The 24,591-nt window shown below is 60.3% G+C and carries 26 protein-coding genes; 11 read left to right on the top strand and 15 right to left on the bottom strand.

The window, feature by feature from the left end; translation table 11 throughout:
- Positions 1 to 116 precede the first annotated feature (116 nt).
- Together LOY67_RS21525 and grxD are read left to right on the top strand one after the other, a co-directional pair.
- Positions 117 to 2,225 carry a molybdopterin oxidoreductase family protein gene (locus LOY67_RS21525; protein WP_265064341.1) on the top strand — a complete coding sequence of 703 codons (2,109 nt, stop codon included), beginning with the start codon at positions 117 to 119 and terminating at the stop codon, positions 2,223 to 2,225.
- A gap of 99 nt (positions 2,226 to 2,324) precedes the next feature.
- On the top strand, positions 2,325 to 2,666 hold the full coding sequence (gene grxD / locus LOY67_RS21520) for a Grx4 family monothiol glutaredoxin (protein ID WP_265064340.1): 342 nt from the start codon (positions 2,325 to 2,327) through the stop codon (positions 2,664 to 2,666).
- A 209-nt stretch (positions 2,667 to 2,875) separates the two neighbouring features.
- Here grxD and bfr read toward each other — a convergent pair whose 3' ends face one another.
- Both bfr and LOY67_RS21510 read right to left on the bottom strand, forming a co-directional pair.
- Entirely contained in the window at positions 2,876 to 3,349 is a 474-nt protein-coding gene (gene bfr / locus LOY67_RS21515) for a bacterioferritin (RefSeq protein WP_258627133.1), read from the bottom strand.
- Positions 3,350 to 3,547: 198 nt separating this feature from the next.
- A complete protein-coding gene (locus LOY67_RS21510) occupies positions 3,548 to 3,766 on the bottom strand; it encodes a bacterioferritin-associated ferredoxin (protein ID WP_041020240.1) in 219 nt (72 codons plus the stop codon).
- A 296-nt stretch (positions 3,767 to 4,062) separates the two neighbouring features.
- On the opposite strand from LOY67_RS21510, the gene LOY67_RS21505 reads away from it, so the two are divergent.
- Entirely contained in the window at positions 4,063 to 4,665 is a 603-nt protein-coding gene (locus LOY67_RS21505; protein ID WP_042729349.1) for a peroxiredoxin, read from the top strand.
- 229 nt (positions 4,666 to 4,894) lie between these two features.
- On the opposite strand, the gene rnt is transcribed toward LOY67_RS21505, so the two are convergent.
- Complete coding sequence (gene rnt, locus LOY67_RS21500) at positions 4,895 to 5,572, bottom strand: ribonuclease T (RefSeq protein WP_041020238.1); 678 nt, start codon at positions 5,570 to 5,572, stop codon at positions 4,895 to 4,897.
- Complete coding sequence (pyrC, locus tag LOY67_RS21495; protein ID WP_265064339.1) at positions 5,569 to 6,615, bottom strand: dihydroorotase; 1,047 nt, start codon at positions 6,613 to 6,615, stop codon at positions 5,569 to 5,571. Before pyrC ends, rnt begins: the two co-directional genes overlap by 4 nt.
- Positions 6,616 to 6,806: 191 nt before the next feature.
- On the opposite strand from pyrC, the gene LOY67_RS21490 reads away from it, so the two are divergent.
- Positions 6,807 to 7,835, top strand: coding sequence for a flagellar protein MotY (locus LOY67_RS21490; RefSeq protein ID WP_265064338.1), 1,029 nt, complete (start codon positions 6,807 to 6,809; stop codon positions 7,833 to 7,835).
- 128 nt (positions 7,836 to 7,963) lie between these two features.
- On the top strand, positions 7,964 to 9,181 hold the full coding sequence (locus LOY67_RS21485) for an argininosuccinate synthase (protein ID WP_027619731.1): 1,218 nt from the start codon (positions 7,964 to 7,966) through the stop codon (positions 9,179 to 9,181).
- A 95-nt stretch (positions 9,182 to 9,276) separates the two neighbouring features.
- Here LOY67_RS21485 and LOY67_RS21480 read toward each other — a convergent pair whose 3' ends face one another.
- Positions 9,277 to 9,771: a hypothetical protein gene (locus LOY67_RS21480; RefSeq protein ID WP_265064337.1), complete on the bottom strand. Its 495-nt coding sequence runs from the start codon at positions 9,769 to 9,771 to the stop codon at positions 9,277 to 9,279.
- Between the two features lie 479 nt (positions 9,772 to 10,250).
- Between LOY67_RS21480 and LOY67_RS21475 the strand changes: the two genes are divergently transcribed.
- The gene (locus LOY67_RS21475; RefSeq protein WP_265064336.1) at positions 10,251 to 10,877 is read left to right on the top strand and encodes a response regulator transcription factor; all 627 of its coding nucleotides are present in this window, start codon (positions 10,251 to 10,253) and stop codon (positions 10,875 to 10,877) included.
- Positions 10,878 to 10,931: 54 nt separating this feature from the next.
- On the opposite strand, the gene LOY67_RS21470 is transcribed toward LOY67_RS21475, so the two are convergent.
- The 8 genes from LOY67_RS21470 to metG all read right to left on the bottom strand — a co-directional run bounded on the left by LOY67_RS21470 (position 10,932) and on the right by metG (position 17,706).
- Positions 10,932 to 11,111 carry a PA3496 family putative envelope integrity protein gene (locus LOY67_RS21470; protein WP_265064335.1) on the bottom strand — a complete coding sequence of 60 codons (180 nt, stop codon included), beginning with the start codon at positions 11,109 to 11,111 and terminating at the stop codon, positions 10,932 to 10,934.
- Between the two features lie 107 nt (positions 11,112 to 11,218).
- Complete coding sequence (gene nth, locus LOY67_RS21465; protein WP_265064334.1) at positions 11,219 to 11,857, bottom strand: endonuclease III; 639 nt, start codon at positions 11,855 to 11,857, stop codon at positions 11,219 to 11,221.
- A complete protein-coding gene (locus tag LOY67_RS21460) occupies positions 11,854 to 12,387 on the bottom strand; it encodes an Rnf-Nqr domain containing protein (RefSeq protein WP_265064333.1) in 534 nt (177 codons plus the stop codon). The genes nth and LOY67_RS21460 overlap by 4 nt, the downstream gene beginning before the upstream one ends.
- Positions 12,380 to 12,991 (bottom strand): RnfABCDGE type electron transport complex subunit G, encoded by a 612-nt coding sequence (locus tag LOY67_RS21455; protein ID WP_265064332.1) that lies wholly within the window; start codon positions 12,989 to 12,991, stop codon positions 12,380 to 12,382. The genes LOY67_RS21460 and LOY67_RS21455 overlap by 8 nt, the downstream gene beginning before the upstream one ends.
- Entirely contained in the window at positions 12,988 to 13,974 is a 987-nt protein-coding gene (locus LOY67_RS21450) for an RnfABCDGE type electron transport complex subunit D (RefSeq protein ID WP_265064331.1), read from the bottom strand. The genes LOY67_RS21455 and LOY67_RS21450 overlap by 4 nt, the downstream gene beginning before the upstream one ends.
- Positions 13,961 to 14,974: an electron transport complex subunit RsxB gene (rsxB, locus tag LOY67_RS21445; protein WP_265064330.1), complete on the bottom strand. Its 1,014-nt coding sequence runs from the start codon at positions 14,972 to 14,974 to the stop codon at positions 13,961 to 13,963. The genes LOY67_RS21450 and rsxB overlap by 14 nt, the downstream gene beginning before the upstream one ends.
- Positions 14,971 to 15,543, bottom strand: coding sequence for an Rnf-Nqr domain containing protein (locus tag LOY67_RS21440; RefSeq protein ID WP_265064329.1), 573 nt, complete (start codon positions 15,541 to 15,543; stop codon positions 14,971 to 14,973). The genes rsxB and LOY67_RS21440 overlap by 4 nt, the downstream gene beginning before the upstream one ends.
- 117 nt (positions 15,544 to 15,660) lie before the next feature.
- Positions 15,661 to 17,706: a methionine--tRNA ligase gene (metG, locus tag LOY67_RS21435; protein ID WP_265064328.1), complete on the bottom strand. Its 2,046-nt coding sequence runs from the start codon at positions 17,704 to 17,706 to the stop codon at positions 15,661 to 15,663.
- A 339-nt stretch (positions 17,707 to 18,045) separates the two neighbouring features.
- Between metG and apbC the strand changes: the two genes are divergently transcribed.
- The gene (apbC, locus tag LOY67_RS21430) at positions 18,046 to 19,140 is read left to right on the top strand and encodes an iron-sulfur cluster carrier protein ApbC (RefSeq protein ID WP_265064327.1); all 1,095 of its coding nucleotides are present in this window, start codon (positions 18,046 to 18,048) and stop codon (positions 19,138 to 19,140) included.
- A 141-nt stretch (positions 19,141 to 19,281) separates the two neighbouring features.
- On the opposite strand, the gene LOY67_RS21425 is transcribed toward apbC, so the two are convergent.
- A complete protein-coding gene (locus tag LOY67_RS21425) occupies positions 19,282 to 20,040 on the bottom strand; it encodes an SDR family oxidoreductase (protein ID WP_265064326.1) in 759 nt (252 codons plus the stop codon).
- A 56-nt stretch (positions 20,041 to 20,096) separates the two neighbouring features.
- Between LOY67_RS21425 and LOY67_RS21420 the strand changes: the two genes are divergently transcribed.
- The 4 genes from LOY67_RS21420 to groL all read left to right on the top strand — a co-directional run bounded on the left by LOY67_RS21420 (position 20,097) and on the right by groL (position 23,598).
- The gene (locus LOY67_RS21420; protein ID WP_265064325.1) at positions 20,097 to 20,828 is read left to right on the top strand and encodes a HugZ family protein; all 732 of its coding nucleotides are present in this window, start codon (positions 20,097 to 20,099) and stop codon (positions 20,826 to 20,828) included.
- A 67-nt stretch (positions 20,829 to 20,895) separates the two neighbouring features.
- Positions 20,896 to 21,372 carry an FxsA family protein gene (locus LOY67_RS21415; RefSeq protein WP_265064324.1) on the top strand — a complete coding sequence of 159 codons (477 nt, stop codon included), beginning with the start codon at positions 20,896 to 20,898 and terminating at the stop codon, positions 21,370 to 21,372.
- A gap of 238 nt (positions 21,373 to 21,610) precedes the next feature.
- The gene (locus tag LOY67_RS21410) at positions 21,611 to 21,904 is read left to right on the top strand and encodes a co-chaperone GroES (protein ID WP_024779525.1); all 294 of its coding nucleotides are present in this window, start codon (positions 21,611 to 21,613) and stop codon (positions 21,902 to 21,904) included.
- A gap of 50 nt (positions 21,905 to 21,954) precedes the next feature.
- The gene (gene groL / locus LOY67_RS21405; RefSeq protein WP_024779526.1) at positions 21,955 to 23,598 is read left to right on the top strand and encodes a chaperonin GroEL; all 1,644 of its coding nucleotides are present in this window, start codon (positions 21,955 to 21,957) and stop codon (positions 23,596 to 23,598) included.
- A 98-nt stretch (positions 23,599 to 23,696) separates the two neighbouring features.
- Here groL and LOY67_RS21400 read toward each other — a convergent pair whose 3' ends face one another.
- Positions 23,697 to 24,440, bottom strand: coding sequence for a phosphatase PAP2 family protein (locus tag LOY67_RS21400; RefSeq protein ID WP_265067801.1), 744 nt, complete (start codon positions 24,438 to 24,440; stop codon positions 23,697 to 23,699).
- Positions 24,441 to 24,591: the final 151 nt, after the last annotated feature.

The following is a 24,591-nucleotide window of genomic DNA, read 5'->3' as shown; positions in this document are numbered from 1 at the left end:
GCGCCTGATGGCTGGCAATTCACAGGACGAACCTCGCTGGCAAAGGAGCGGATCACGCGCCATAGTTTTGTTCCCGCGGCCGAAAGTGCCCGCCACGAATAAAACAGAGACTGGCCATGACCAAGACTCTCCATCACCGTGCGTGCCATCTGTGTGAAGCCATTTGTGGCTTGACCCTGGAAACCACCGAAACCGAAGGCCAGGACCTGGCGATCACCTCGATCAAGGGCGATCCGCTGGACAGCTTCAGCCGTGGCCACATCTGCCCCAAGGCGGTGGCCCTGCAGGATATCCAGAACGACCCGGACCGTTTGCGCCAACCCATGCAGCGCATTGGCAACGAATGGCAGCCCATTGCCTGGGACGATGCGTTCGCGTTGGTGGCTGAACGCCTGGCGGCCATTCAGGAGCGCCACGGCCAGAACGCGGTGGCGGTCTACCAGGGCAACCCCAGCGTGCATAACTATGGGCTGACCACCCACAGCAACTATTTCCTGGGCCTGCTGAAAACCCGCAGCCGCTTCTCGGCGACGTCGGTGGACCAGTTGCCCCATCACCTGACCAGTCACCTGATGTACGGCCACGGCCTGCTGCTGCCGATACCAGACATCGACCACACCGACTTCATGCTGATCCTGGGCGGCAACCCGTTGGCGTCCAATGGCAGCATCATGACCGTGCCGGACGTGGAAAAGCGCCTCAAGGCGATCCAGGCCCGTGGCGGCAAGGTGGTGGTGGTCGATCCGCGTCGCAGTGAAACAGCGGCCATGGCAAGCCAGCATCTGTTTGTGCGCCCCGGTGGTGACGCCGCGCTGCTGTTTGGCCTGCTCAACACGTTGTTCAGCGAAGGCCTGACCCGTGACAGCCACCTGCCAGTGGATGGTCTCGAGGATGTGCGCCAGGCTGTCGCAACCTTCACCGCCGAGGCGATGAGCCCGCTCTGTGCAGTGCCGGCACCGCAGATCCGTCAGTTGGCCCGGGACTTTGCGGCCGCGCCATCAGCGGTCTGCTACGGACGGATGGGCGTCTCGACCCAGGCTTTCGGCACGCTGTGCCATTGGCTGATCCAGGTGATCAACCTGGTGACCGGCAATCTGGACCGGGTGGGCGGGGCGCTCTGCACCGAACCGGCAGTGGATCTGGTTGCCAGCACCTCGGGTGGGCATTTCAACCGCTGGCAAAGCCGCGTATCCGGGCGTCCCGAGTATGCCGGCGAGCTTCCGGTGTCGACCCTGGCCGAGGAAATGCTCACCGAGGGCGAAGGGCAGATCCGCGCACTGGTCACCGTGGCCGGCAACCCGGTGCTGTCCACACCCAACGGACGACAGTTGGAGCAAGCACTGGATGGGCTGGAGTTCATGGTCAGCGTCGATTTGTACATCAACGAAACCACGCGTTACGCCGACTTGATCTTGCCTTCGACCTCCGCTCTGGAAAATGACCATTACGACACCACGTTCAACCTGTTCGCGGTGCGCAACGTAACCCGTTTCAACCGGGCCATCCTGCCCAAGCCCGAGGGCGCGTTGCACGATTGGGAGATTTTTGTCGGCCTGGCCAAGGCCTTCGCCGCCAGGACCGGCAAGGAACTCAAGCCGACCATGCCGCCTGCGCAGATGATCGACTTTGGCTTGCGGACGGGCGCTTACGGAGATGCCTCGCCGCACAAGCTTTCCCTGGCGACGCTGTTCGACCATCCCCATGGCATTGATCTTGGTGCGCTCAAGCCCAACCTGGCGTCGCGCCTGAAGACCGAAAATCAGCGGGTGCAGGCCGCCCCCGCGGTGATTCTCGCCGACATCGGGCGTTTCGCCGCGTTGCCGGCGCCCAGGCCGGATGAATTGCTGATGATCGGCCGTCGGCATGTGCGCAGCAACAATTCCTGGATGCATAACTTCCATCGACTGGTGAAGGGCAAGCCGCGCCATCAACTGCTGATGCATCCGGATGACCTGGCTAGTCGTGGGCTGATCGACGGGCAACGGGTGAAGGTCAGTTCACGGGTGGGGGTGATCGAAGTCGAAGTGCAGGGCAGCCCGGACATGATGCAAGGCGTGGTCAGCCTGCCTCACGGTTGGGGCCATGCCCGGCCGGGTGTGCAGATGAGCATTGCCAGCGAACAGCCGGGCTCCAGCGCCAATGACCTGACCGATGATCGCCAGCTCGATGAGTTGTCCGGCAATGCGGCGCTCAATGGCGTGCCGGTGACGGTGGCGGCTGCGTGAATTTGTCCCTGGAGGAGACCGAGCACCCTGCTCGGCTTTCCGTTACAATGCGCCACCGTGTCGACGACTTAAGTCGCGAAGTTTAAGCCGAGGTGCTCCATGGATATCATCGAAACGATCAAAGACCAGATTGCCAACAACACCGTCCTGCTCTACATGAAAGGCTCGCCGAATGCGCCGCAGTGCGGTTTCTCGGCCAAGGCTGCTCAAGCGGTGATGGCGTGTGGCGAGAAGTTCGCCTACGTGGACATCCTGCAGAACCCGGAAATCCGTGCCAACCTGCCGAAGTACGCCAACTGGCCAACCTTCCCACAACTGTGGGTCGCGGGTGAGTTGATCGGCGGTAGCGACATCATGACCGAGATGGCTGCTGACGGCTCTCTGCAGACCACCATCAAGGACGCTGTGCAAGCAGCTGCGGCGAAGAAGACCGAAGCCTGATTCGAGGGACCAATTCACCACACATACTGTGGTGAGCGGGACCTTGTGGGAGCGAGCCTGCTCGCGATTGCGGTGTGTCAGCCACCATCACTTTATCTGACCCTCCGCCATCGCGAGCAGGCTCGCTCCCACAGTGGATGAGTAGCCAATAAAAAGCCCCGCCTCTCATCAGAGAGCGGGGCTTTTTATTGGCTCGTTCTGGGTGAAGATTATTCTTCGCCCATCTGCGATTGCAGGTAGTTCTCAAGACCCACTTTGTCGATCAGGCCCAGTTGGGTTTCCAGCCAGTCGATGTGCTCTTCCTCGGATTCGAGGATGTCTTCCAGCAGTTCACGGCTGCCGAAGTCGCCAACGCTTTCGCAATGGACGATGGCGGCTTTCAGGTCGGCGTGGCCGGTGCGTTCGATGCGCAGGTCGCACTCAAGCATTTCCCGGGTGTGTTCGCCGATGTGCAGTTTGCCCAGGTCCTGGACGTTCGGCAGGCCTTCGAGGAACAGGATGCGCTTGATCAGCTTGTCCGCGTGTTTCATCTCGTCGATGGATTCGTGGTACTCGTGTTTGCCCAGCTTGTTCAGGCCCCAATCCTCGTACATGCGTGCATGCAGGAAGTACTGGTTGATTGCGACCAGTTCATTGGCGAGGATCTTGTTGAGATGCTGGATGACTGTAACGTCGCCTTTCATGGTGAGGCCTGCCCTGTATTAGCTGTGTATGGGGCAGAGTTTGAGCCGCGCATTTACGGGTGTCAAACCTAAGTTATTGAATAATATATGAAAATTAATCGGAATAAGAATGTTTGTGTTCCGCGTCTTGAAGCTAAGCAATTGATTTACAGGCATAAAAAAACCGGACATTGAGTCCGGTTCTTTAAAAACTGTTTATTACGCGGCGGTGAATTCCACGGGGAAAGGGATCGACGCCTGGGCCGTTTGCACTTTGGCGAGGGTTTCACGAACCACTTCCTTGGCCAGGCAGGCGCATTTGCCGCATTGGCTGGCTACGCCGGTGGCCTGGCGGACTTCGCGATAGCTGCAGCAACCTTCGTAGATCGCTTCGCGGATTTGCCCGTCGGTGACGCCGGTGCAGAGGCATACATACATAAGTGAGAACCGTCGCTGGTTGTGACTCAATTGAGATGGATCTTAATGTTAACGAGAATGATTGTCAAAGTGGTTTCTGAAGTGCCTGGGCTAGAGCGGCGTCGGGCTGACGAACGGTTTTTTAGTGGCACTCTGGCGATTTTTCGATAACGCCAAAAAACCGTTGAGGACAGCCCAAATGCGCGGTGTATGATGGTCGGTCCTTGCGAAGCGGGTTCGTGTCACAGGGCTGTCGCCTGAGGGTGGCAGGCTGGCGCGAATCTGGTTTTTCACGTTACTACACCAGGAGATATCCAATGAGCGTACTCGTAGGCAAGCAAGCCCCTGACTTCACCGTTCCTGCCGTTCTTGGCAATGGCGAAATCGTCGACAGCTTCACCCTGTCCTCGGCCATCAAAGGCAAATACGGCCTGGTGTTCTTCTATCCGCTGGACTTCACCTTCGTCTGCCCGTCCGAGCTGATCGCCCTGGACCACCGCATGGACGACTTCAAGGCCCGCAACGTTGAGGTGATCGCGGTCTCGATCGACTCGCATTTCACCCACAACGCCTGGCGCAACACCCCAATCAACAATGGCGGTATCGGCCAGGTGAAATACACCATGGCTGCCGACATGAAGCACGAAATCGCCAAGGCCTACGACGTCGAGTCCGAAGGCGGCGTGGCTTTCCGTGGCGCGTTCCTGATCGACGACAAAGGCGTGGTCCGTTCGCAGATCATCAACGACCTGCCACTGGGTCGTAACATGGAAGAGCTGATCCGTCTGGTCGACGCCCTGCAATTCCACGAAGAGCACGGCGAAGTCTGCCCGGCCAACTGGAAGAAAGGCGACAAAGGCATGACCGCATCGCCTGAAGGCGTTGCTGCTTACCTGGGCGAGCACAGCGACAAGCTGTAAGCGCACAAGGCATAAAAAAACCGGCTCTCGATGGGCCGGTTTTTTTATACCTGATTCTCCAGGCGTACGCAGGACCTGTGGCGAGGGGATTTATCCCCGCTGGGCTGCGCAGCAGCCCCAATAACAACGACTCAACCGGACCTGATACACCGAGTGACTGGTTTTAGGGCTGCTGCGCAGCCCAACGGGGATAAATCCCCTCGCCACAAAAGCCAAGCCAGGATTTGCATCAGTCGTCGAAATCCTGCCAGCCACCCATCTCCTTCCAGCGATTGACGATGCCGCAAAACAGCTCGGCGGTCTTCTCGGTGTCGTAGCGGGCCGAGTGGGCTTCGCGGCCATCAAAATCGATGTCGGCCGCCTGGCAGGCCTTGGCCAGCACGGTCTGGCCGTACGCCAGACCGGCCAGGGTTGCGGTGTCGAAGCTGGAGAACGGGTGGAACGGGTTGCGCTTCATGTCCAGCCGCGCGACGGCCGCGTTGAGGAAACCGAGGTCGAAGCTGCTGTTATGCCCGACCAGGATCGCGCGTTTGCAACCGTTGGCCTTCAGCGCCTTGCGCACACCGCGGAAGATGTCGGTCAGGGCCGTTTCTTCACTGACGGCCATGCGTAATGGGTGGTCGAGCTTGATCCCGGTGAATTCCAGGGCCGCGGCTTCGATGTTGGCGCCTTCGAAGGGCTCGACGCGAAAGAAATAGGTGTGGTCGGGGAACACAAAGCCTTTTTCGTCCATGCCGATGGTGGTCGCGGCGATTTCCAGCAGCGCATCGGTGGCGGAGTTGAAACCGCCGGTTTCTACGTCGACCACGACCGGCAGGTAGCCCCGGAACCGGGCAGCCATAGGGTGGCGAGTGCCGCTTGAACCGCCGTTGCCGTCCAGTTCGTCATCGAAATGCTCTTCACTCACGCGCTTTCCTCCAGCAGGCGCCAGCGCAGTTTTTCACCGGCGCGCAGCGGGATGACAGTCTGCTCGCCGAAGGGCAGGCTGGCGGGGGCGGTCCACTCGTCGCGGACCAGGGTAATACGGTCGGTGTTCACCGGCAGGCCATAGAAACGTGGACCATGGAGGCTGGCGAAACCTTCGAGCTTGTCCAGCGCGTTGCGTTGTTCGAACGCCTCGGCGTACATCTCGATGGCGGCATAGGCGGTGTAGCAACCGGCGCAACCGCAGGCGGCTTCCTTGGCATGGCGAGCGTGGGGCGCCGAGTCCGTGCCGAGGAAAAACTTGGTGCTGCCACTGGTGGCGGCGTCGAGCAGGGCTTCCTGGTGGGTGTTGCGCTTGAGGATCGGCAGGCAATAGAAGTGCGGCCGGATCCCGCCCACCAGCATGTGGTTGCGGTTGTACAACAGGTGATGGGCGGTAATGGTTGCGCCGACGTTGGCCGCAGCCTCGTTGACGAACTGCACGGCATCGCCGGTGGTGATGTGCTCGAACACGACCTTGAGGGTCGGGAAGCGCTCCACGACGCGGCGCATGTGCTCGTCGATAAAGATCTTCTCGCGGTCGAACACGTCGACATCGCTGCGGGTGACTTCACCGTGGATCAGCAGGGGCATGCCGACTTCGGCCATGGCCTCCAGCGCCGGGAAGATCTTGTCGATGCTGGTGACGCCGGAATCCGAGTTCGTCGTGGCGCCGGCAGGGTACAGCTTGGCGGCGTGGACGAAGCCGCTGGCCTTGGCGTCGCGGATTTCTTCGGGCTGGGTACGGTCGGTGAGGTAAAGCACCATCAGCGGTTCGAAGCGGCTGCCGGCCGGGCGCGCGGCGAGGATACGCTGGCGATAGCCGTCGGCCTCGCTGGCATTGCGCACCGGCGGAACCAGGTTAGGCATAATGATTGCGCGCCCGAAGGTGCGCGCGACATCGGCGACGGTATGGGTCAACACAGCACCATCGCGAAGATGAATATGCCAGTCGTCGGGACGCAGCAGGGTCAGGCGGTCGGACATTGGGGGGCTTCCAGGCGGGTCAAACTCTGGGGAATGCTACCGGAAAAGACCGATGCAGGCACCCGCTATCAAGTTTTGCCGCAAGTTACCGATAGCCCCTTCAGGCATGAACCGAATCCGTGCGGTGTCCCGGACCGGCGTCATACTTTCAGCGTGTGTCGAATTTCGTACAAAAGCCAGTGGAGCCTCCCGTGCGCCAGCGTTATCTAGCCTTGCTCAGTGTGTTTGCCAGCCTTCCCGCGATGGCGCTCACTTTCCAGACCCGTCTGGAGAGCATCGAGTGGACGGTCGAAGGCGACAAGTTCGAGTGCCGGCTGAGCCAGCCGATCACCGATTTCGGCAGCGGCGAATTCGTCCGTCGGGCGGGCGAGCAGGCCACGTTCCGCCTCAAGACCTATAACCCGATGCAGGGCGGCGGGTCGGCCACCTTGCTGGCGGCGGCTGCGCCATGGCAACCGGGACGGGGCGACATCAACCTGGGCTCGGTCAGGATCGGCAGTGGCGATGTACTGTTCAATAGCTCCCAGATACAGGCGGGGCGTTTGATCAGCGGGTTGATGGAGGGACGTAGCCCGGTGGTGCGTCGCAACACCGAGGATGGGCGGGTGTCGGAAGTCCGGCTGCTGCCCGTGCGCTTCAACAAGGCCTTCAGCGACTATCAAGGTTGTGTGGCGAAACTGTTGCCAAAGAATTTCGAACAGATAAAGCAGACCCAGATCGGCTTTCCCGGCGAAGAGGTCGAACTCGACGCGCGCGCCAAGGCTCAATTGCAGGTGATGCTCGACTTCATCAAGGCCGACCCGAGCGTCAATCATGTCGAGCTTGACGGTCACTCCGACAACAGCGGTAACCGTTTGACCAATCGCGAGTTGTCCCGCCGCCGGGCCCTGGCGGTCCAGGATTTCTTCAAGGCCAATGGCTTCCAGGAGTCGCAGATCACCGTGCGCTTCCATGGCGAGCGCTATCCCCTGGTGCCCAACACCAACGCCGCCAACCGGGCCAAGAACCGTCGTGTGGTCGTCCAGCTGTCGCGTGTGTCTCCCACCGAGGCGCTGGCACCGCAGCCAACCCCTCAGCCAGTACCACCACCTGCGCCCGCCGCGGCTCCAGCCAAGGCTCCTGCACCGGCTGCTGCGCCAGCCAAGGCCCCGGCACCCGCGGCTGCGCCGGCCAAGACCTCGGCCCCGACGCCCATCCCGGCGACTGCGCGCACATCCTGAATCGATTCTGATCGTCGCGCGGTCGACATAATCTGTCGCTTCGTCGTCATAAGCTGTCGCGCCCCTGTAAATTATCTGCGCCGGACGTTAGACTTCACGGCTTTCCGTACAACCCGTGGAGTGATGGCATGGCGGACGTAAACAAGGTCGTTCTGGCGTATTCCGGCGGCCTGGACACTTCGGTGATCCTCAAGTGGCTGCAGGACACTTATAACTGCGAAGTGGTGACCTTCACCGCTGACCTGGGGCAGGGCGAAGAAGTCGAGCCTGCACGCGCCAAGGCTCAGGCCATGGGCGTCAAAGAGATCTACATCGATGACCTGCGCGAAGAGTTCGTCCGCGACTTCGTGTTCCCGATGTTCCGCGCCAACACCGTTTACGAAGGCGAGTACCTGCTCGGTACGTCCATCGCCCGTCCGCTGATCGCCAAGCGCCTGATCGAAATCGCCAACGAAACCGGCGCCGATGCCATTTCCCATGGCGCCACCGGCAAAGGCAACGACCAGGTGCGTTTCGAACTGGGCGCCTATGCTCTCAAGCCTGGCGTGAAAGTCATTGCCCCGTGGCGCGAATGGGACCTGCTGTCCCGTGAAAAACTGATGGATTACGCCGAGAAGCACGCGATCCCGATCGAGCGTCACGGCAAGAAGAAATCCCCGTACTCGATGGATGCCAACCTGCTGCACATCTCCTATGAGGGCGGCGTGCTGGAAGACACCTGGACCGAGCACGAAGAAGACATGTGGCGCTGGACCGTCTCCCCGGAGAAAGCGCCTGATGCCCCGCAGTACCTGGAACTGACCTATCGCAACGGCGATATCGTTGCGCTGGACGGCGTGGAAATGACCCCGGCCACGGTGCTGGCGACCCTGAACCGCATCGGTGGGGAACACGGCATCGGTCGTCTGGACATCGTCGAGAACCGTTATGTCGGCATGAAGTCCCGTGGTTGCTACGAAACCCCAGGCGGCACCATCATGCTGCGTGCGCACCGGGCAATCGAATCGATCACCCTGGACCGCGAAGTGGCGCACCTCAAGGACGAGCTGATGCCCAAGTACGCCAGCCTGATCTACACCGGTTACTGGTGGAGCCCTGAGCGTCTGATGCTGCAACAGATGATCGACGCCTCCCAGGTCAATGTGAACGGTGTCGTACGCCTGAAACTGTACAAGGGCAACGTGATCGTGACCGGACGCAAGTCCGACGATTCGCTGTTCGATGCCAACATCGCGACCTTCGAAGAGGACGGTGGCGCCTACAACCAGGCCGACGCGGCCGGCTTCATCAAGCTCAATGCCTTGCGCATGCGCATCGCGGCGAACAAGGGCCGCAAGCTGTTCTGATCCTGCCGATGTGAAAACGGCCTGCCCTGAGCAGGCCGTTTTTTTTCGCCTGTCCTGCCTGTGCTGCGCCTCGTTGCGGCGCTTTCTCCCGATTTTCATCCGTCCGGCACAACGCCAGCCCTGTCGCGGTTGTACATGATGATGTACACGACTATCTCTATTTGCCCTGTGGCCTGTTTTGAACGTTTTGCCCGATTAATCTCGATCAGCGGCTCCGATGGGCAGCGCACGAGAAGAACCACTCGCTGTGGATCGTGCTTGCCTCGCTGAAGGTCCACTCGCCATCTTTTGATCTTGTGCAGGCGACGGAGCACGCGTTTATCGCGGCACGCCGAGTCATCCATGGTCTTGACGAAGTGTTTGTTTTTTCGAAAGTCTGAAGGGGAATATAACGAACGATAATTGAAGTTGAGCGTGACGAAAAAAAGAAGCAGGAGATAGAAAGGAAAGCTGATCAGGAACCACAGGTAATATTTGCGATCCTGATCATCCAGAAAGGGTAGGGAGATGGCTGCGGAAGTTTCGGATAAGGTTGCGAATATGGCAATGAGGGTCATGGGGTTTGTGATGGTTTTCAAAGGCTTGTTCATGGTGAATGCTCATGGGTATTCCAGTTCAGTGATGGGAATAAAGTGAAGTGTCGTAAGTTGTTGGCTTGTGTGAGTTTTAATTTATAAGAGCGATGCTCTCCTGTGGCAGTCGCTGTATGGAGTTGTCCTGTTCTTTTATATGAATTTCTGAAGCGGGAATATGGGGGTAGGCAGTTTATTGGTAAATAATTCAGTTACTTTTTATGAGCGGCCAAGCCTTTATCGGTATGTGTGCAAGGCGGCTCCAGAGAGTAAAGGCCGCGTTATTCACAGGGGGGCGGGAGCCGTGAACGCATTGTCCGTTCTCTGCGGACCCATCCATGGCACATTATTTCCACGGGAATTTGTAGGATTTTTCTGTATTGCCTGTAGGTTGCGTCTTTCGGTGTGGGCGGCCAGGGGGCGCGGCATGCCAAGGTAGAAATGACTAGGCTATTGTGCCTGCTCTAAAAATTCGAACAGCGAAGTTGGATTTGCCCATGAATAAAGTGCTGATCGTCGATGATCATCCCGTCATTCGTCTTGCTGTACGTTTACTGATGGAGCGTCATGGTTATGAAGTTATTGCCGAAACGGATAACGGCGTCGATGCGTTACAACTTGCCCGGGAGCAGGCACCTGATATTGTCATCCTGGATATTGGTATTCCGAAACTGGACGGGCTGGAAGTCATCGCGCGTCTGACCACCAATCCTTCACCACTGAAAGTGCTGGTGCTGACCTCTCAGGCACCTGGGCATTTTTCGATGCGATGCATGCAGACGGGGGCGGCCGGATATGTGTGCAAGCAACAGGATCTCACGGAGTTGTTGAGTGCAATAAAGGCGGTACTCTCCGGCTACAGCTATTTTCCCAACCAGGCGCTGCACACGGTGCGTTCGAGCCTTGGCAATGCCAGCGAATCCGATATGGTGGATCGTTTGTCCGGGCGAGAAATGATGGTGCTGCAGCAACTGGCTCGCGGAAAAACCAACAAGGAAATAGCCGATGGAATGTTTTTGAGCAACAAGACCGTCAGTACCTACAAGACCCGTTTATTGTTGAAGCTGAACGCCCGTTCGCTGGTCGACCTGATCGAGCTGGCACAGCGTAACGGGTTGGTGTGAGGTTTCGGTCACGCGTACTCAGTAAAAAGCCTCCATCAGGGAGGCTTTTACGTGTCAGAGGTCAAAGTCGTAATCGGCCAGCTGCTTCTTCAGGCGGCGCTCTTCCAGCAGGTTGTCGATGGTGCGGCGCTTGCTCAGATTGGTCTTGGGCACTTCCACCACCGGTTCGGCGTCTTCGGTTTCAACGGCGATGAAATCGTCTTCTACATCCAGTTGTTCTTTGCCAGTACTCATGGGTTCGACTCCAGGCTAAGACTGCCTTTGGGGCACCTTATATCGATAAACCACGAGCGGGTAAAAAAGTTTTTTTCAATCGATGAATCTATAAACGCAATATCGGCTCAATCGTCAGAGGTCTTGTCCTTGTATTCGCACAGGTCTTCGATCCGGCAACTGCCACAGCGCGGCTTGCGTGCCAGGCAGACGTAGCGCCCGTGCAGGATCAGCCAGTGATGGGAGTCGAGTAGAAACTCCTTGGGCACGAACTTCATCAGCTTCTTCTCCACTTCCACCACGTTCTTGCCCGGCGCCAGGCCGGTTCGGTTGCTGACGCGGAAAATGTGGGTGTCGACGGCCATGGTCAACTGGCGAAATGCGGTATTGAGCACCACGTTGGCCGTCTTGCGACCTACGCCGGGAAGGTCTTCCAGCGCTTCGCGGGTCTGGGGAACGACACTGCCATGGCGCTCGATCAGCAGACGGCAGGTTTCGATCACGTTCTTTGCCTTGCTGTTGAACAGCCCGATGGTCTTGATGTACTCGGACAGGCCCTCGACGCCCAGGGCATGGATCGCCTCCGGAGTGTTGGCCAGCGGAAACAGCTTGGCCGTGGCCTTGTTGACACCGACATCGGTGGACTGTGCCGAGAGGATCACCGCGATCAACAACTCGAACGGCGAGGAATAGGCCAGTTCGGTTTTCGGCTCGGGGTTGTCTTCGTGAAAGCGACGAAATATTTCCAGGCGTTTTGCGGCGTTCATGGGCGCGGCGTTTCCTCGGAGGTGGATTGGGGTTTGGCAAGCGTACAAGCCTGGTGGGCCGCCAGCAGCAGACCGAGCAGCAGGAACCCTCCGGGGGCCAGCAGGGCCAATGGCACGCCATTACCGATCAGTTCGCGCAGGGCGCCCAGGCCGATCATCAACAGACCGAACAGCCCCGTCAGCTTGATAGAGCCTGGCAGGCGCGACTCGATGAAAAAGCTGTCGTGTTCCAGCGTCACACAGCTCAAGGCTATCCAACCGATGTAAAGGCTCAACGGGCGGTACCATTCCAGCAACCAGGCCTGCGCGGCAAGGCTGGCGCAAGCGGTCAGGGTAGCGGCCAGGATGACGGAGGCGAGTAAGCGCTGATAGGCGCCCAGGCGCGGCCGCAAGAGGCCCATTGCCAAGCCGTGGCCGCCGCTGATCAGGGTCCACGCCAGCCATAGGCCCAGCGCATTGCCCCATGAGTTGCTCGCGCCGATCAAAGGAACGAGCAGCAGGCCGCGGGTCAGTAGCGGCTGTTTATTCATGGGCAGCGCCTCCGGTCAAGGATGCCTTGTGTTCGTCGAAATAACGCAGCGCATCGTGTACGGCCTGGAGCACCGCCCGGGAGGTCACCGTTGCGCCGGCCAGTTGATCGAACTGTCCCTGGTCCTTTTTCAAGGCCCAGCCGCTGTCGCTGGGCGCTTCACGGGATTTACCGTTGAAGGTCTGCAACCAGGCATTCGGCCAGCCGGCAATTGCCGCGCCCAGGCCCGGTGTTTCCGCTTGACGCAGAGTCTTCACACCCAGCAGCCGGCCTGACGGGGCAATGGCGATCAACAGTTCGATACTACCTTCATAACCCAGCGCCTGGCTGCGTAGCAGCACAGCGGCGGGCTGGCCGTTACGGGTCGCGAGGTAGCCGCCCAGCAATGTGCTATGGGCCAGGGTCGCTGGATCGGTCAGAACCGGTTGTGCCAATGGCTGGTTGTCATACAGGTCGGTCGGCAGCACCTCGAGCAGGGTTCTGTTCGCAAGGGTCTGTTGCTGGGCCTCGATACGCTCGGCAGTGCCGATTTGCACGAGGTAAATCGCCCCAAGCCCGAGACCGGTCAACAGCGCCAGGATGGCAAGACCGCCAGGATTTCTCATGATGCTTGCCGTCCTTGCCGAGCCTCGACGAAACGCTCCAGCGCCGGCACCCCGAGGTTCATCAGCAGCACTGCAAACGCCACGCCGTCCGGGTAGCCGCCCCAGATGCGGATCAGGTAGACCAGCAGCCCCACGCCTGCGCCGAACAGCAGGCGGGCGAGCGGCGCCTTGGGCCCCGAAACCGGTTCGGTTACGATAAAAAACGCCCCCAGCAAGGTCGCTCCGGTCAGCAGATGAAACAGCGGTGAACCGTGGGAGTCCGAGCCGGAACCGTTCCAGCACAGCAGGCTGATGGTGAACAGGGTGGCCAGCATGCCCACCGGCGCGTGCCAGCTGAACACGCGTTGTTGCAGCAGAAACAGGCCGCCCGCCAGGAATGCCAGGTTGATCCACTCGGCCCCGCGACCACCGAAGCGTCCGAACGCCGGGTTGCTGGCGAACAGCTCATTGATGGTCAGGCTTTTGTTGATGCGCAGGCTGTCCAGCGCTGTCGCGCCGGCCCAGGCATCGGGTGTGGGATGAACGCCGAACACCTGTTGCAGGCCTTCAAGCAAACCGACGCCGTGGGGCATTGGCCATTGACTCATATGGGCGGGGAACGCCACCAGCACCAGGGCGTACCCGAGCATGGCCGGGTTGAACGGATTGTTGCCGACCCCGCCCCACAGATGCTTGCCGAACAACAAGGCGCAGGCGGCCGCGGTAACGGTCAGCCACCATGGGCAGTAGGCCGGCAAGGCCACGGCCAGCAGCGTGGCGCTGACCAGCGCGCTGCCATCGTTCAGTTCGGGTTTTAGCGGTCGGTGCCGCAAGCGCAGCACCAGTGCTTCGACCGCCAAGGCGGTGAGCCCGGACAGCAGCAGGTTGAGCGCCACGCCCCAGCCATAGAACCACATCAACGCCAGTACACCGGGCAGTGTGGCCAACAGCACGCGCATCATCGCTTGGCGCAGCCGTTCGTCCGGGGCCTCAGCAAGTGGCATGAGCTTGCACCTGGCGTTCAGCGGTTTCTACCGCTTGCTCCAACGCCTGTACGTCTGCCTCCGGCGCTGCCGCAGCCCGGGCTTTGCTGAGCTCTGCGCGCCGCATCGCCAGTTGAATCTTCGCTCGCTTCAGTTCGGCATCCTGCGAAGGTGCAGGGACGGGCGCGGCGGCTGGCGCGGCGCTTTCCAACTGCGCCAGGGCCTGTTCCGCCGCTTCGTACTGACGTTGCAGCAAGATCAATTGCGACTGCTGCTCAAACGTCGGCGGATGGCCGAATGCTTTCAAGGACTTGTTCAGTTGCGCCCGGCTCATGGCCAGGTCGACCTTGGCTTTTTTCAGCGCGGCATCGACGTTGGCGGCTTTTTGCGCGCGCACCCGCTCCAGTGCGGTTTGCACCGGATCAAGCGCCTGGGGCTGGGCTTGGGCCTTGGCGGCGTGCTGGGTGCGGGCCAGGCGCTGCGCCTGACGCTGCTCTTCTTCGCGATGCAAACGCGCATTGCGTTGTTCGAAGCGCCGTCGGGCATGGTTGCGCTTGGCGGTACGTGCCTGTTGTTCCTCGATGCTGAAGGCCAGGCCTCCGACAATCGGCAGCACGGTTGTCATCGGCAACGGCCGCATTTCAATGCAGTCGACCGGGCAGGGCGCCACGCAAAGATCGCAGCCCGTACATTCGTCGATGAGGACGGTGTGCATCAGCTTTGCCGCGCCGACAATCGCGTCCACCGGACAGGCCTGGATGCACTTGGTGCAGCCAATGCATTCGGCCTCGCGGATATAGGCGATTTGCGCAGGGGCTGAGCCACGGCTGGTATCCAGTTCCAGCACCGGTATTTTCAGCAGGTCGGCCAGGGCCGCGATGGTTTCGCTTCCGCCGGGTGGACATTTGTTGATCGGCTCGCCCTCGGCGATGCCTTCGGCGTAGGGCTTGCACCCCGGATGCCCGCACTTGCCGCATTGGGTTTGCGGGAGCAGGGCGTCGATACGTTGAATCAGATTCATGTCTTGACCAGCCCGCGTAATCCAAGGAACACCACCGCCATCAGCCCGGCGGCAATCAACTGAACAGGCAGGCCTCGAAAGGGCAGGGGAATATCGTTATTGAGGGTGCGCTGGCGCAAGTCGTCGAACAGGCTCAGCACCAGCCAGAAGCCCAGCCCGGAACCTAGGCTCAAGGCAATGGCGTGGACCAGGCCCTGGTCATCCAGGCTATTGAGCAGCGTGACACCCAGTATGCCTGCATTGCCGAGCAACAGCGGCCACAGCCCCTCGAACGGCAGTGCCGGCAGTCGGCGCGCCAGCAGGCGCAGCAATGGCCGCATCAGCAGGACGCTCAGGGGCAGCCAGGCGAACAGGCGCAGTGAAATCAGGTTTGCCGGGACCAGCAGCCAGTGGTCGATCAGATAACCCAGGGGGCCGACTATCAGCATCAGGCATGTCGAGGCCAGGCCCAGGGCATGGACCTGCCGTCTTCCGCCAGCCTTCAGCAGCGGATCGACGCCCAGCGGCCAGTGCAACACCAGGTTGTTGATCAGGGCGGCGCCGAGCAATGTGAGAAGGATGTCGGACATGATGGATTAGGCAACAAAAGGACCTGTTACAAGATTAGGCATTATCCGGCAGGCCAGATATGAAAATCCCACAGCCGCTTGCCAGCGTCTGTGGGATCGGTGTAGCGCGCAGTCGTTTTACTTGATCCGCTGACCCGGCTTGGCGCCGCTGTCAGGGCTCAGCAGATAGATTTCCTCGCCGCCTGGGCCCGCCGCCATCACCATGCCTTCCGAGATGCCGAAGCGCATTTTGCGTGGCTTGAGGTTGGCGATCATCATCGTCAAGCGGCCTTCGAGCTTGGCCGGGTCCGGGTAGGCGCTCTTGATGCCGGAGAACACGTTGCGTTGCTCGTCGCCGATGTCCAGGGTCAGGCGCAGCAGCTTGTCGGCGCCCTCGACGGCCTCGGCCTTGACGATCAGCGCCACGCGCAGGTCAACGGCGGCAAACGCGTCGAACTCGATTTCCGGCGACAGCGGGTCCTTGACCAGTTCGCCGTTGCCGGCAGTGGCCCCGGTGTCGGTCTGGCTGGCGGCCAGGTCTTCCTTGGAAGCGTCGGTCATGGCTTGCACCTTGGCGGCGTCGATGCGGGTCATCAGCGGCTTGAACTCGTTCAACTGATGATTGCTCAGCAGGGTCTGGTGATCGTTCCAGCTCAGCGGCGCGACGTTCAGGAACGCTTCGGCATCGGCGGCCAGCAGCGGCAGCACCGGCTTGAGGAAAATCACCAGTTGGCGGAACAGGTTGACGCCCAATGCGCAGATCGCCTGGACCTCATCCTGCTTGCCTTCCTGTTTGTTCAGCGACCACGGCGCTTTATCGGCGATCCAGGCATTGGCGCGGTCGGCCAGGGCCATGATTTCGCGCATGGCGCGGGCAAAATCGCGGGCCTCGTAGGCTTCGGCGATGCTTGGCGCGGCGGCCAGGAACGCGTCGGTCAGCTCCGGTGCAGCGTTACCCGCCACCAGCACGCCGGCGTTGCCTTTGTGGATAAAACCGGCGCAACGGCTGGCGATGTTGACGACCTTGCCCACCAGGTCGGAGTTGACCTTCTGCACGAAGTCCTCGAGGTTCAGGTCCAGGTCGTCGACGCCACGGCCGAGCTTGGCCGCGTAGTAGTAGCGCAGGTATTCCGGCGACAGGTGGTCCAGGTAGGTGCGGGCCTTGATGAAGGTGCCGCGGGACTTGGACATCTTCTGGCCGTTGACGGTCAGGTAGCCGTGGACGTTGATGCCGGTCGGCTTGCGGAAACCGGCGCCTTCAAGCATCGCGGGCCAGAACAGGGCGTGGAAGTTGACGATGTCCTTGCCGATGAAGTGATACAGCTCGGCGGTGGAGTCCTTGCCCCAGAACGCGTCGAAGTCCAGCTCCGGCGTGCGGTTGCAGAGGTTCTTGAAACTGGCCATGTAGCCGATCGGCGCGTCCAGCCAGACGTAGAAGTACTTGCCCGGCTCATCGGGGATCTCGAAGCCGAAGTACGGCGCATCGCGGGAGATGTCCCATTGTTGCAGGCCGGCGTCGAGCCATTCGGCGAGCTTGTTGGCGACGGCGTCCTGCAGGGTGCCGCTGCGGGTCCAGGCCTGCAGCATCTGCTGGAAGTCCGGCAGCTTGAAGAAGAAATGCTGGGAGTCCTTGAGCACCGGGGTCGCGCCGGAGATCGCCGATTTCGGGTCTTTCAGGTCGGTCGGTGCGTAGGTCGCGCCGCATTTTTCGCAGTTGTCGCCGTATTGGTCTTCGGTGCCGCATTTCGGGCAGGTGCCCTTGATGAAGCGGTCGGCCAGGAACATTTTCTTTTCCGGGTCGAAGTACTGGGTGATCGAACGGGTAGCGATGTGCCCGGCGTCACGCAGCTTCAGGTAGATCTGGCTCGACAGCTCACGGTTTTCTTCGGCGTGAGTGGAGTGGAAATTGTCGAAGTCCACCAGGAACTCGGCAAAGTCGGCGCTGTGTTCAGCCTGGACGTTGGCGATCAGTTGTTCCGGGGTGATGCCTTCCTTTTCCGCGCGCAACATGATGGCCGAACCGTGGGCGTCGTCGGCGCAGACATAGATGCATTGGTTGCCGCGATGTTTCTGGAAGCGCACCCACATATCGGTCTGGATGTACTCCAGCATATGGCCGAGGTGAATCGAACCATTGGCATAGGGCAGGGCGCTGGTGACGAGGATCTTGCGTGGCTCGGACATGGGGCTCGGCTACTTGATGAAACGGAGGTCGGCCACTATAAAGCGCCGGCGGCTTTTTTTCACCCTTCGGGCCTGTTTCGGTAGAGCTGAAGCGTGAGCTGTGGCAAGGGAATTTATTCCCGCTGGGGTGCGTAGGAGCTGTCGAGCGCAGCGAGGCTGCGATCTTGTCCCAGACAGTTGAGTCGCGAGAGGAAGATCAAAAGATCGCAGCCTCGCTGCGCTCGACAGCTCCTACAGGGGCCAGCGGGGATAAATCCCCTCGCCACAAAAGTATTCACATATGGGTAATCGGGTCTAGGATAGCGACCTGTTTTTCCAGTCCTGCTATCGGAGTTGCCCATGAGCGCCGTCAATCGCGCAACGGTGGAAGCCGTCCTTCGTCAATACACCGACCCCTACCTGAACCAGGACCCGGTCAGCGCCGGATGTGTGCGCGGTATCGACATCCAGGGCGATCGCGTCAGTGTCCAGCTGGAAATCGGCTACGCCGCCGATCTGTTCAAGAGCGGTTGGGCGCAGATGCTGCAGATGGCCATCGAGGCCCTGGACGGTGTGTCTGCCGCCAAAGTCGATGTCACCAGCGTGATCGCCGCCCACAAGGCCCAGGCGCAGGTGCCGGGATTGGCGAACGTCAAGAATGTGATCGCCGTGGCCTCGGGCAAGGGCGGGGTGGGCAAGTCCACCACCGCCGCCAACCTGGCCCTGGCACTGGCCCGTGAAGGGGCCAAGGTCGGGATGCTCGACGCGGACATCTACGGTCCCAGCCAGGGCATCATGTTCGGCATTGCCGAGGGCACCCGGCCGCAGGTCAAGGACCAGAAGTGGTTCGTGCCGATCCAGTCCCATGGCGTGGAGGTCATGTCCATGGCCTTCCTGACCGACGACAACACGCCGATGGTCTGGCGTGGGCCGATGGTGTCCGGTGCCTTGCTGCAACTGGTGACGCAAACCGCCTGGAGCGACCTGGATTACCTGGTGATCGACATGCCGCCCGGCACCGGCGATATCCAGCTGACCCTGGCGCAGAAAGTCCCGGTGGCCGGCGCGGTGATCGTCACCACGCCCCAGGACCTGGCCCTGCTGGATGCGCGCAAGGGTGTGGAGATGTTCCGCAAGGTGAACATCCCGGTGCTGGGCGTGGTGGAAAACATGGCGGTGCACATCTGTTCGAACTGCGGCCACGCCGAACATCTATTCGGCGAAGGTGGCGGGGAAAAACTGGCGACCCAGTACGGCGTCGAACTGCTGGCTTCGCTGCCGCTGTCGATGCTGATCCGCGAGCAGGCCGACGACGGCAAGCCGACGGTGATCGCCGAGCCGGATAGCCAGATCGCCATGGTCTATCAGGAACTGGCCCGCCATGTGGGCGCACGGATCGTGTTGCAGGAAGCGGCTGCACCGGCGATGCCGAACATCACTGTCAGTGACGATTGACAGGTCGGACTGCGGTCTGTTGTTGACCCGGATCCTGTGGGAGCGAGCCTGCTCGCGATAGCGGAATCACATTCAACCTCGCGTTGACTGACACACCGCCATCGCGAGCAGGCTCGCTCCCACAATGGGTTTGCGGCGGTTTTACATCCGCAACCCGCCGTCCATCTCCAGGATCCGTCCGGTGTAATAGTCGTTCTCGAAGATATAGGCCGCCGAATGAGCGATCTCTTCGGGCCGACCCATGCGCTTGAGGGGAATCCCGGACGTCATTCTTTCCAGGGCCTCGGGTTTCATGCCCTGGGTCATTTCGGTTTCGATGAAGCCCGGTGCGATGGCGGCGACACGAATACCGTAGCGCGCCAGTTCCTTGGCCCAGGTCACAGTGGCGGCCGCCACGCCGGCCTTGGCGGCCGAGTAGTTGGTCTGGCCGATGTTGCCGGCCCGGGAGATCGACGAGATATTGATGATGGCGCCGCTGTTCTTCAGCTCGACCATTTTCGCCGCCACTTCACGGGTGCACAGGAACACACCGGTGAGGTTGACGTCGATCACGGCCTGCCACTGGGCCAGGCTCATCTTGGTCATCTCGCCGTCCTTGACCTTGAGCAGCAAGCCGTCACGCAGGATCCCGGCGTTGTTGATCAACCCATGGATCGCACCAAAATCTGCGGCGACCCGGGCGACCATGTCGCTCACCTGTTCTTCATCGGCAACGTTGCACAGGTACGCCCGGGCTTCGACGCCCTTGGCCACGCAGGCGGCAACGGCCTGGTCGAGTTTTTCCTGGTTGAGGTCCACCAGGGCGAGCTTCGCGCCTTTGCCGGCAAAATACTCGGCCATGGAGCGGCCCAGACCCTGGCAACCGCCGGTGATAATGATTACTTTGTCAGTGAGTTGCATTCGTATGTCCAGGTGTCTGAGCGTTTTTAGACGAATTTCATTGTAGGAGTCATAAATTGAGCGTTGACGCTGCCAAGCATGCCCGAGAATTATTGCTCAAGGAATACCGTGGAATGCTCTCCACCCATTCCAAATCCATGCCTGGATTTCCGTTCGGCTCTGTCGTGCCGTATTGCCTGGACGAGCAGGGGCGGCCGTTGATCCTGATCAGCCGCATCGCCCAACACACCCACAACCTGCAAAAAGACCCGAAATGCTCCATGCTGGTGGGCGAGCGGGGCGCCGAAGACATACAGGCCGTGGGGCGCCTGACCTACCTGGCCGAGGCGCGGAAACTCGAAGACAGCACCGCCATCGACGCGGCGGCCGAGCGTTACTACCGCTACTTCCCTGAATCGCAGAACTACCACAAGGCCCACGATTTCGATTTCTGGGTGCTCGATCCGGTGCGCCATCGTTACATCGGCGGTTTTGGCGCCATCCACTGGATCGATCGCATCACTTTGGCCAACCCCTTTGCCGGCAAAGCCGAGGCGGGCATGATCGAGCACATGAATGCGGATCACGCCAAGGCCATCGCCCATTACGTCGATCTGGCCGACTTGCCCAGGACCGAACCGGCGCGACTGGTGGGCATCGACAGCGAAGGCATGCACCTGCGCATTGGTCAGGGGTTGCATTGGCTGGCTTTTCCTGCGCCCTGCAACACGCCGACACAAGTGCGCGAAGCCTTGGTTTATCTGGCTCACGCCGAACAATGGCCGAAAAATGCAGAGGCCGACGCTTGAATTCACGAAAGAGCGACGTCATTTAGGGTTTCATAGCAAGGATTTCTTGCGTTGAGGAAACCATTTGATGCGCCCTTTTTTATTGCTCTTTCTGCTGTTCCCGGTGTTGGAGCTGTTCGTATTCGTCAAGGTCAGTGGTGCGATCGGGTTTTTCCCGGCCCTGCTGCTGGTCATTCTCGGCTCGATGCTCGGCGTGTTCGTGCTGCGCATCGCCGGTCTCGCCACAGCCTTGTGTGCCCGTGAAAGCCTGAGCCGTGGCGAGCTGCCTGCCCAGACCATGCTCGAGGGCCTGATGCTGGCCCTGGGTGGCGGCCTGCTGATCCTGCCGGGCTTCATCAGCGACGTGGTGGGCCTGGTCATGCTGTTGCCTTTCACCCGTCGGTTGCTGGCCAACAAGATGCGCCAGCGTGCCGAAGAACAGGCGATGCGCCAGCGGGCTTTCGCCGACGACCTGCAGCCCCGTGGTGGACCGGCGCCGCGAGAACCCCTGGGCCGAGAGCCCAACGTGATCGAAGGCGAGTTCGAGCACCGCGACTCCAAATAAAACCCACCACACGGCACCTTCGGGTGCCGTGTTCGTTTGTGCGATGAAGAAATTTTTTCGATCCGCCCTTGTAATCCCCTTGCACGCCCTTATGTATCGGTCACCGCAAGGTTTCCGGTGGCAACACCGGACAGACTTCCGCGGTTCGACTGACGAACCGCACCCGGCTTTGCCGGCTTTTGTTAAACCCGCCGGGACTACACCGGCCGATGAAAACCAAAATTAGGAGAGATCGACAATGAAGCTTCGTCCTCTGCATGACCGCGTCGTCATCCGTCGCAGCGAAGAAGAGAAGAAATCCCTTGGCGGTATTGTCCTGCCAGGTTCGGCTGCCGAAAAAGCCAACCACGGTGAAGTTCTCGCTGTAGGTACCGGCCGTGTGCTGGACAACGGTGAAGTGCGTGCGCTGGCCGTGAAAGTGGGTGACAAGGTCGTGTTCGGCCCTTACTCCGGCAGCAACACAGTAAAAGTCGACGGCGAAGAACTGCTGGTAATGGGCGAGAGCGAAATCCTCGCTGTTCTCGAAGGCTGATTTCCCCGCTCATCTTCCCGCTACTACACAGTATTTAAGGAATATCGATCATGGCTGCTAAAGAAGTTAAATTCGGCGATTCCGCCCGCAAGAAAATGCTCGCCGGTGTCAACGTCCTGGCTGACGCAGTAAAAGCGACCCTGGGCCCGAAAGGCCGTAACGTGATCATCGAGAAGAGCTTCGGCGCTCCGACCATCACCAAGGACGGCGTTTCCGTAGCCAAGGAAATCGAGCTCAAGGACCGTTTCGAAAACATGGGCGCGCAGCTGGTCAAGGACGTTGCCTCCCGTGCCAACGACGACGCCGGTGACGGCACCACCACCGCCACCGTGCTGGCTCAATCGATCGTCAACGAAGGCCTGAAAGCCGTCGCTGCCGGCATGAACCCGATGGACCTCAAGCGCGGTATCGACAAGGCGACCATCGCCATCGTCAAAGAGCTGAAGGCCCTGTCCAAGCCGTGCGCCGACTCCAAGGCCATCGCCCAGGTAGGTACCATCTCGGCCAACTCCGACAACTCCATCGGCGACATCATTGCCGAAGCCATGGAAAAAGTCGGTAAAGAAGGCGTGATCACCGTTGAAGAAGGCTCGGGCCTGGAAAACGAACTGTCCGTCGTGGAAGGCATGCAGTTCGACCGTGGCTACCTGTCGCCCTACTTCGTCAACAAGCCGGACACCATGGTTGCCGAGCTCGACGGCCCGCTGATCCTGCTGGTCGACAAGAAGATCTCCAACATCCGTGAAATGCTGCCAGTGCTGGAAGCCGTTGCCAAAGCCGGCCGCCCACTGCTGATCGTGGCCGAAGACGTTGAAGGCGAAGCCCTGGCGACCCTGGTTGTGAACAACATGCGTGGCATCGTCAAGGTTGCTGCCGTCAAGGCACCAGGCTTCGGCGACCGTCGCAAGGCCATGCTGCAGGACATCGCCGTCCTGACCGGCGGTACCGTGATTTCCGAAGAAATCGGCCTGAGCCTGGAAAGCACCACCCTGGAGCACCTGGGTAACGCCAAGCGCGTGATCCTGTCCAAGGAAAACACCACCGTGATCGACGGTGCCGGCGTCGAGACTGACATCCAGGCTCGCGTTGCCCAGATCCGTGCACAAGTAGCCGAGACTTCCTCCGACTACGACCGTGAAAAACTGCAGGAACGTCTGGCCAAGCTGTCCGGCGGTGTTGCGGTCATCAAGGTTGGCGCCGGTTCCGAAGTTGAAATGAAAGAGAAGAAAGCCCGCGTTGAAGACGCCCTGCACGCCACTCGCGCAGCCGTCGAAGAAGGCGTGGTACCTGGCGGTGGCGTGGCGCTGGTTCGTGCCCTGCAGGCCATCAGCGAACTGAAAGGCGACAACGCCGATCAGAACGTCGGTATCACCCTGCTGCGTCGCGCTGTCGAAGCGCCGCTGCGCCAGATCGTTGCCAACTCCGGCGACGAGCCAAGCGTTGTGGTCGACAAGGTCAAGCAGGGTTCGGGTAACTACGGTTACAACGCTGCTACCGGCGAATACGGCGACATGATCGAAATGGGTATCCTGGACCCGGCCAAAGTGACTCGTTCGGCTCTGCAGGCAGCGGCTTCCGTTGCCAGCCTGATGATCACCACCGAGGCGATGATCGCTGAAATCAAGGAAGACGCTCCAGCTGGCGGCGGCATGCCAGACATGGGCGGCATGGGTGGCATGGGCGGCATGATGTAAGCCAGCCTTACCCCTGCACTGAAAAACCCCGCCTGCGAAAGCAGGCGGGGTTTTTTATTGGGCTTTCACTTGTCCGTGCAACGCCTGTGGGATGCCGCTCAGGCATTGACCGGTTGTGCTTCGACCACGGGTGCTGTTCTTGTGGCCGGTCGGTACAGGACGAAGTAGTAACATCCCAGGCAAATCAACCAGCAGAACACCGCTGTCCACACGTTGTGCGAGAAGAAGTGCGCCCCTTGCATCATCCGGCTCACGGAGAACACCGTGCCCAGGGTGAAGGCGAATACGAAGGCCCGGCGGGCCAGGCGCGGGCGGCGGTCACGCAATACGAAAAACAGCGCGAACAGTGTGAAACCGGTGGCGGCGTGGCCGCCGGGCCAGCATCTGCCTGGTTTGTGGGTGTCTGGGCGCGGGCTCAGCAGTTCACTGTAGGTTTCCTTGCCACCGAACTCCTTCAGGCTCCAGGGGCATTGCACCGCCGTCACCGCTTTCATCGGCGTGACAAAGGATGTCGCCAGCGCCAGGGACAGCACCAGGCAGCCCAACTCACGTTTAAAGGGTTTGAGTCGGGTGACAAAAAAAGCGCTTATGAAGCTGATGATGGAAAACACCGAAAAGGCGATGACCACTTGTTTGGCCCGGTCATGGAGGATGTTTTCCAGGAAAAAGCTGTGCCGCCCGATGAAGTCCCCAGCGGTCTGGTCATAGAACAGCTGGGCCAGGTCCATGTCCAGAGTGGTCAGCTCCAGCAACACCAGTATTGACGCAACAACAGCGGGCACGCCCAGGGCAATCCAGAAATTCAGCGGTCTAGAAGTGGGGCGGACGGCAGCGGAAACCATGGCAGTACCTTTGGTGGGGGTTTTCATGAAGAGCGCGTTGCGCGCAGTCTGCTCTACGTTGCGTTGGCGAGACGTGAATGCCTAGTGAAAAACTCGTCAAGGTTCGCGCGACTCCACCAAAGGGATTGTCCCGCTAGCCGTGAGCCGCACT

The sequence above is a fragment of the Pseudomonas sp. B21-056 genome (assembly GCF_026016325.1).
GTDB lineage: Bacteria > Pseudomonadota > Gammaproteobacteria > Pseudomonadales > Pseudomonadaceae > Aquipseudomonas.
Note: the sequence above shows the minus strand (reverse complement) of the source record. Positions and strands in the feature narration are given on the sequence as shown.

Coding starts and splice junctions, on each gene's coding strand:
- LOY67_RS21525 (WP_265064341.1), top strand. CDS start 117: ATGACCAAGACTCTCCATCACCGTGCGTGCCATCTGTGTGAAGCCATT.
- grxD (WP_265064340.1), top strand. CDS start 2,325: ATGGATATCATCGAAACGATCAAAGACCAGATTGCCAACAACACCGTC.
- bfr (WP_258627133.1), bottom strand. CDS start 3,349: ATGAAAGGCGACGTTACAGTCATCCAGCATCTCAACAAGATCCTCGCC.
- LOY67_RS21510 (WP_041020240.1), bottom strand. CDS start 3,766: ATGTATGTATGCCTCTGCACCGGCGTCACCGACGGGCAAATCCGCGAA.
- LOY67_RS21505 (WP_042729349.1), top strand. CDS start 4,063: ATGAGCGTACTCGTAGGCAAGCAAGCCCCTGACTTCACCGTTCCTGCC.
- pyrC (WP_265064339.1), bottom strand. CDS start 6,615: ATGTCCGACCGCCTGACCCTGCTGCGTCCCGACGACTGGCATATTCAT.
- LOY67_RS21485 (WP_027619731.1), top strand. CDS start 7,964: ATGGCGGACGTAAACAAGGTCGTTCTGGCGTATTCCGGCGGCCTGGAC.
- LOY67_RS21480 (WP_265064337.1), bottom strand. CDS start 9,771: ATGAACAAGCCTTTGAAAACCATCACAAACCCCATGACCCTCATTGCC.
- LOY67_RS21475 (WP_265064336.1), top strand. CDS start 10,251: ATGAATAAAGTGCTGATCGTCGATGATCATCCCGTCATTCGTCTTGCT.
- LOY67_RS21470 (WP_265064335.1), bottom strand. CDS start 11,111: ATGAGTACTGGCAAAGAACAACTGGATGTAGAAGACGATTTCATCGCC.
- nth (WP_265064334.1), bottom strand. CDS start 11,857: ATGAACGCCGCAAAACGCCTGGAAATATTTCGTCGCTTTCACGAAGAC.
- LOY67_RS21460 (WP_265064333.1), bottom strand. CDS start 12,387: ATGAATAAACAGCCGCTACTGACCCGCGGCCTGCTGCTCGTTCCTTTG.
- LOY67_RS21455 (WP_265064332.1), bottom strand. CDS start 12,991: ATGAGAAATCCTGGCGGTCTTGCCATCCTGGCGCTGTTGACCGGTCTC.
- LOY67_RS21450 (WP_265064331.1), bottom strand. CDS start 13,974: ATGCCACTTGCTGAGGCCCCGGACGAACGGCTGCGCCAAGCGATGATG.
- rsxB (WP_265064330.1), bottom strand. CDS start 14,974: ATGAATCTGATTCAACGTATCGACGCCCTGCTCCCGCAAACCCAATGC.
- LOY67_RS21440 (WP_265064329.1), bottom strand. CDS start 15,543: ATGTCCGACATCCTTCTCACATTGCTCGGCGCCGCCCTGATCAACAAC.
- metG (WP_265064328.1), bottom strand. CDS start 17,706: ATGTCCGAGCCACGCAAGATCCTCGTCACCAGCGCCCTGCCCTATGCC.
- apbC (WP_265064327.1), top strand. CDS start 18,046: ATGAGCGCCGTCAATCGCGCAACGGTGGAAGCCGTCCTTCGTCAATAC.
- LOY67_RS21425 (WP_265064326.1), bottom strand. CDS start 20,040: ATGCAACTCACTGACAAAGTAATCATTATCACCGGCGGTTGCCAGGGT.
- LOY67_RS21415 (WP_265064324.1), top strand. CDS start 20,896: ATGCGCCCTTTTTTATTGCTCTTTCTGCTGTTCCCGGTGTTGGAGCTG.
- LOY67_RS21410 (WP_024779525.1), top strand. CDS start 21,611: ATGAAGCTTCGTCCTCTGCATGACCGCGTCGTCATCCGTCGCAGCGAA.
- groL (WP_024779526.1), top strand. CDS start 21,955: ATGGCTGCTAAAGAAGTTAAATTCGGCGATTCCGCCCGCAAGAAAATG.
- LOY67_RS21400 (WP_265067801.1), bottom strand. CDS start 24,440: ATGGTTTCCGCTGCCGTCCGCCCCACTTCTAGACCGCTGAATTTCTGG.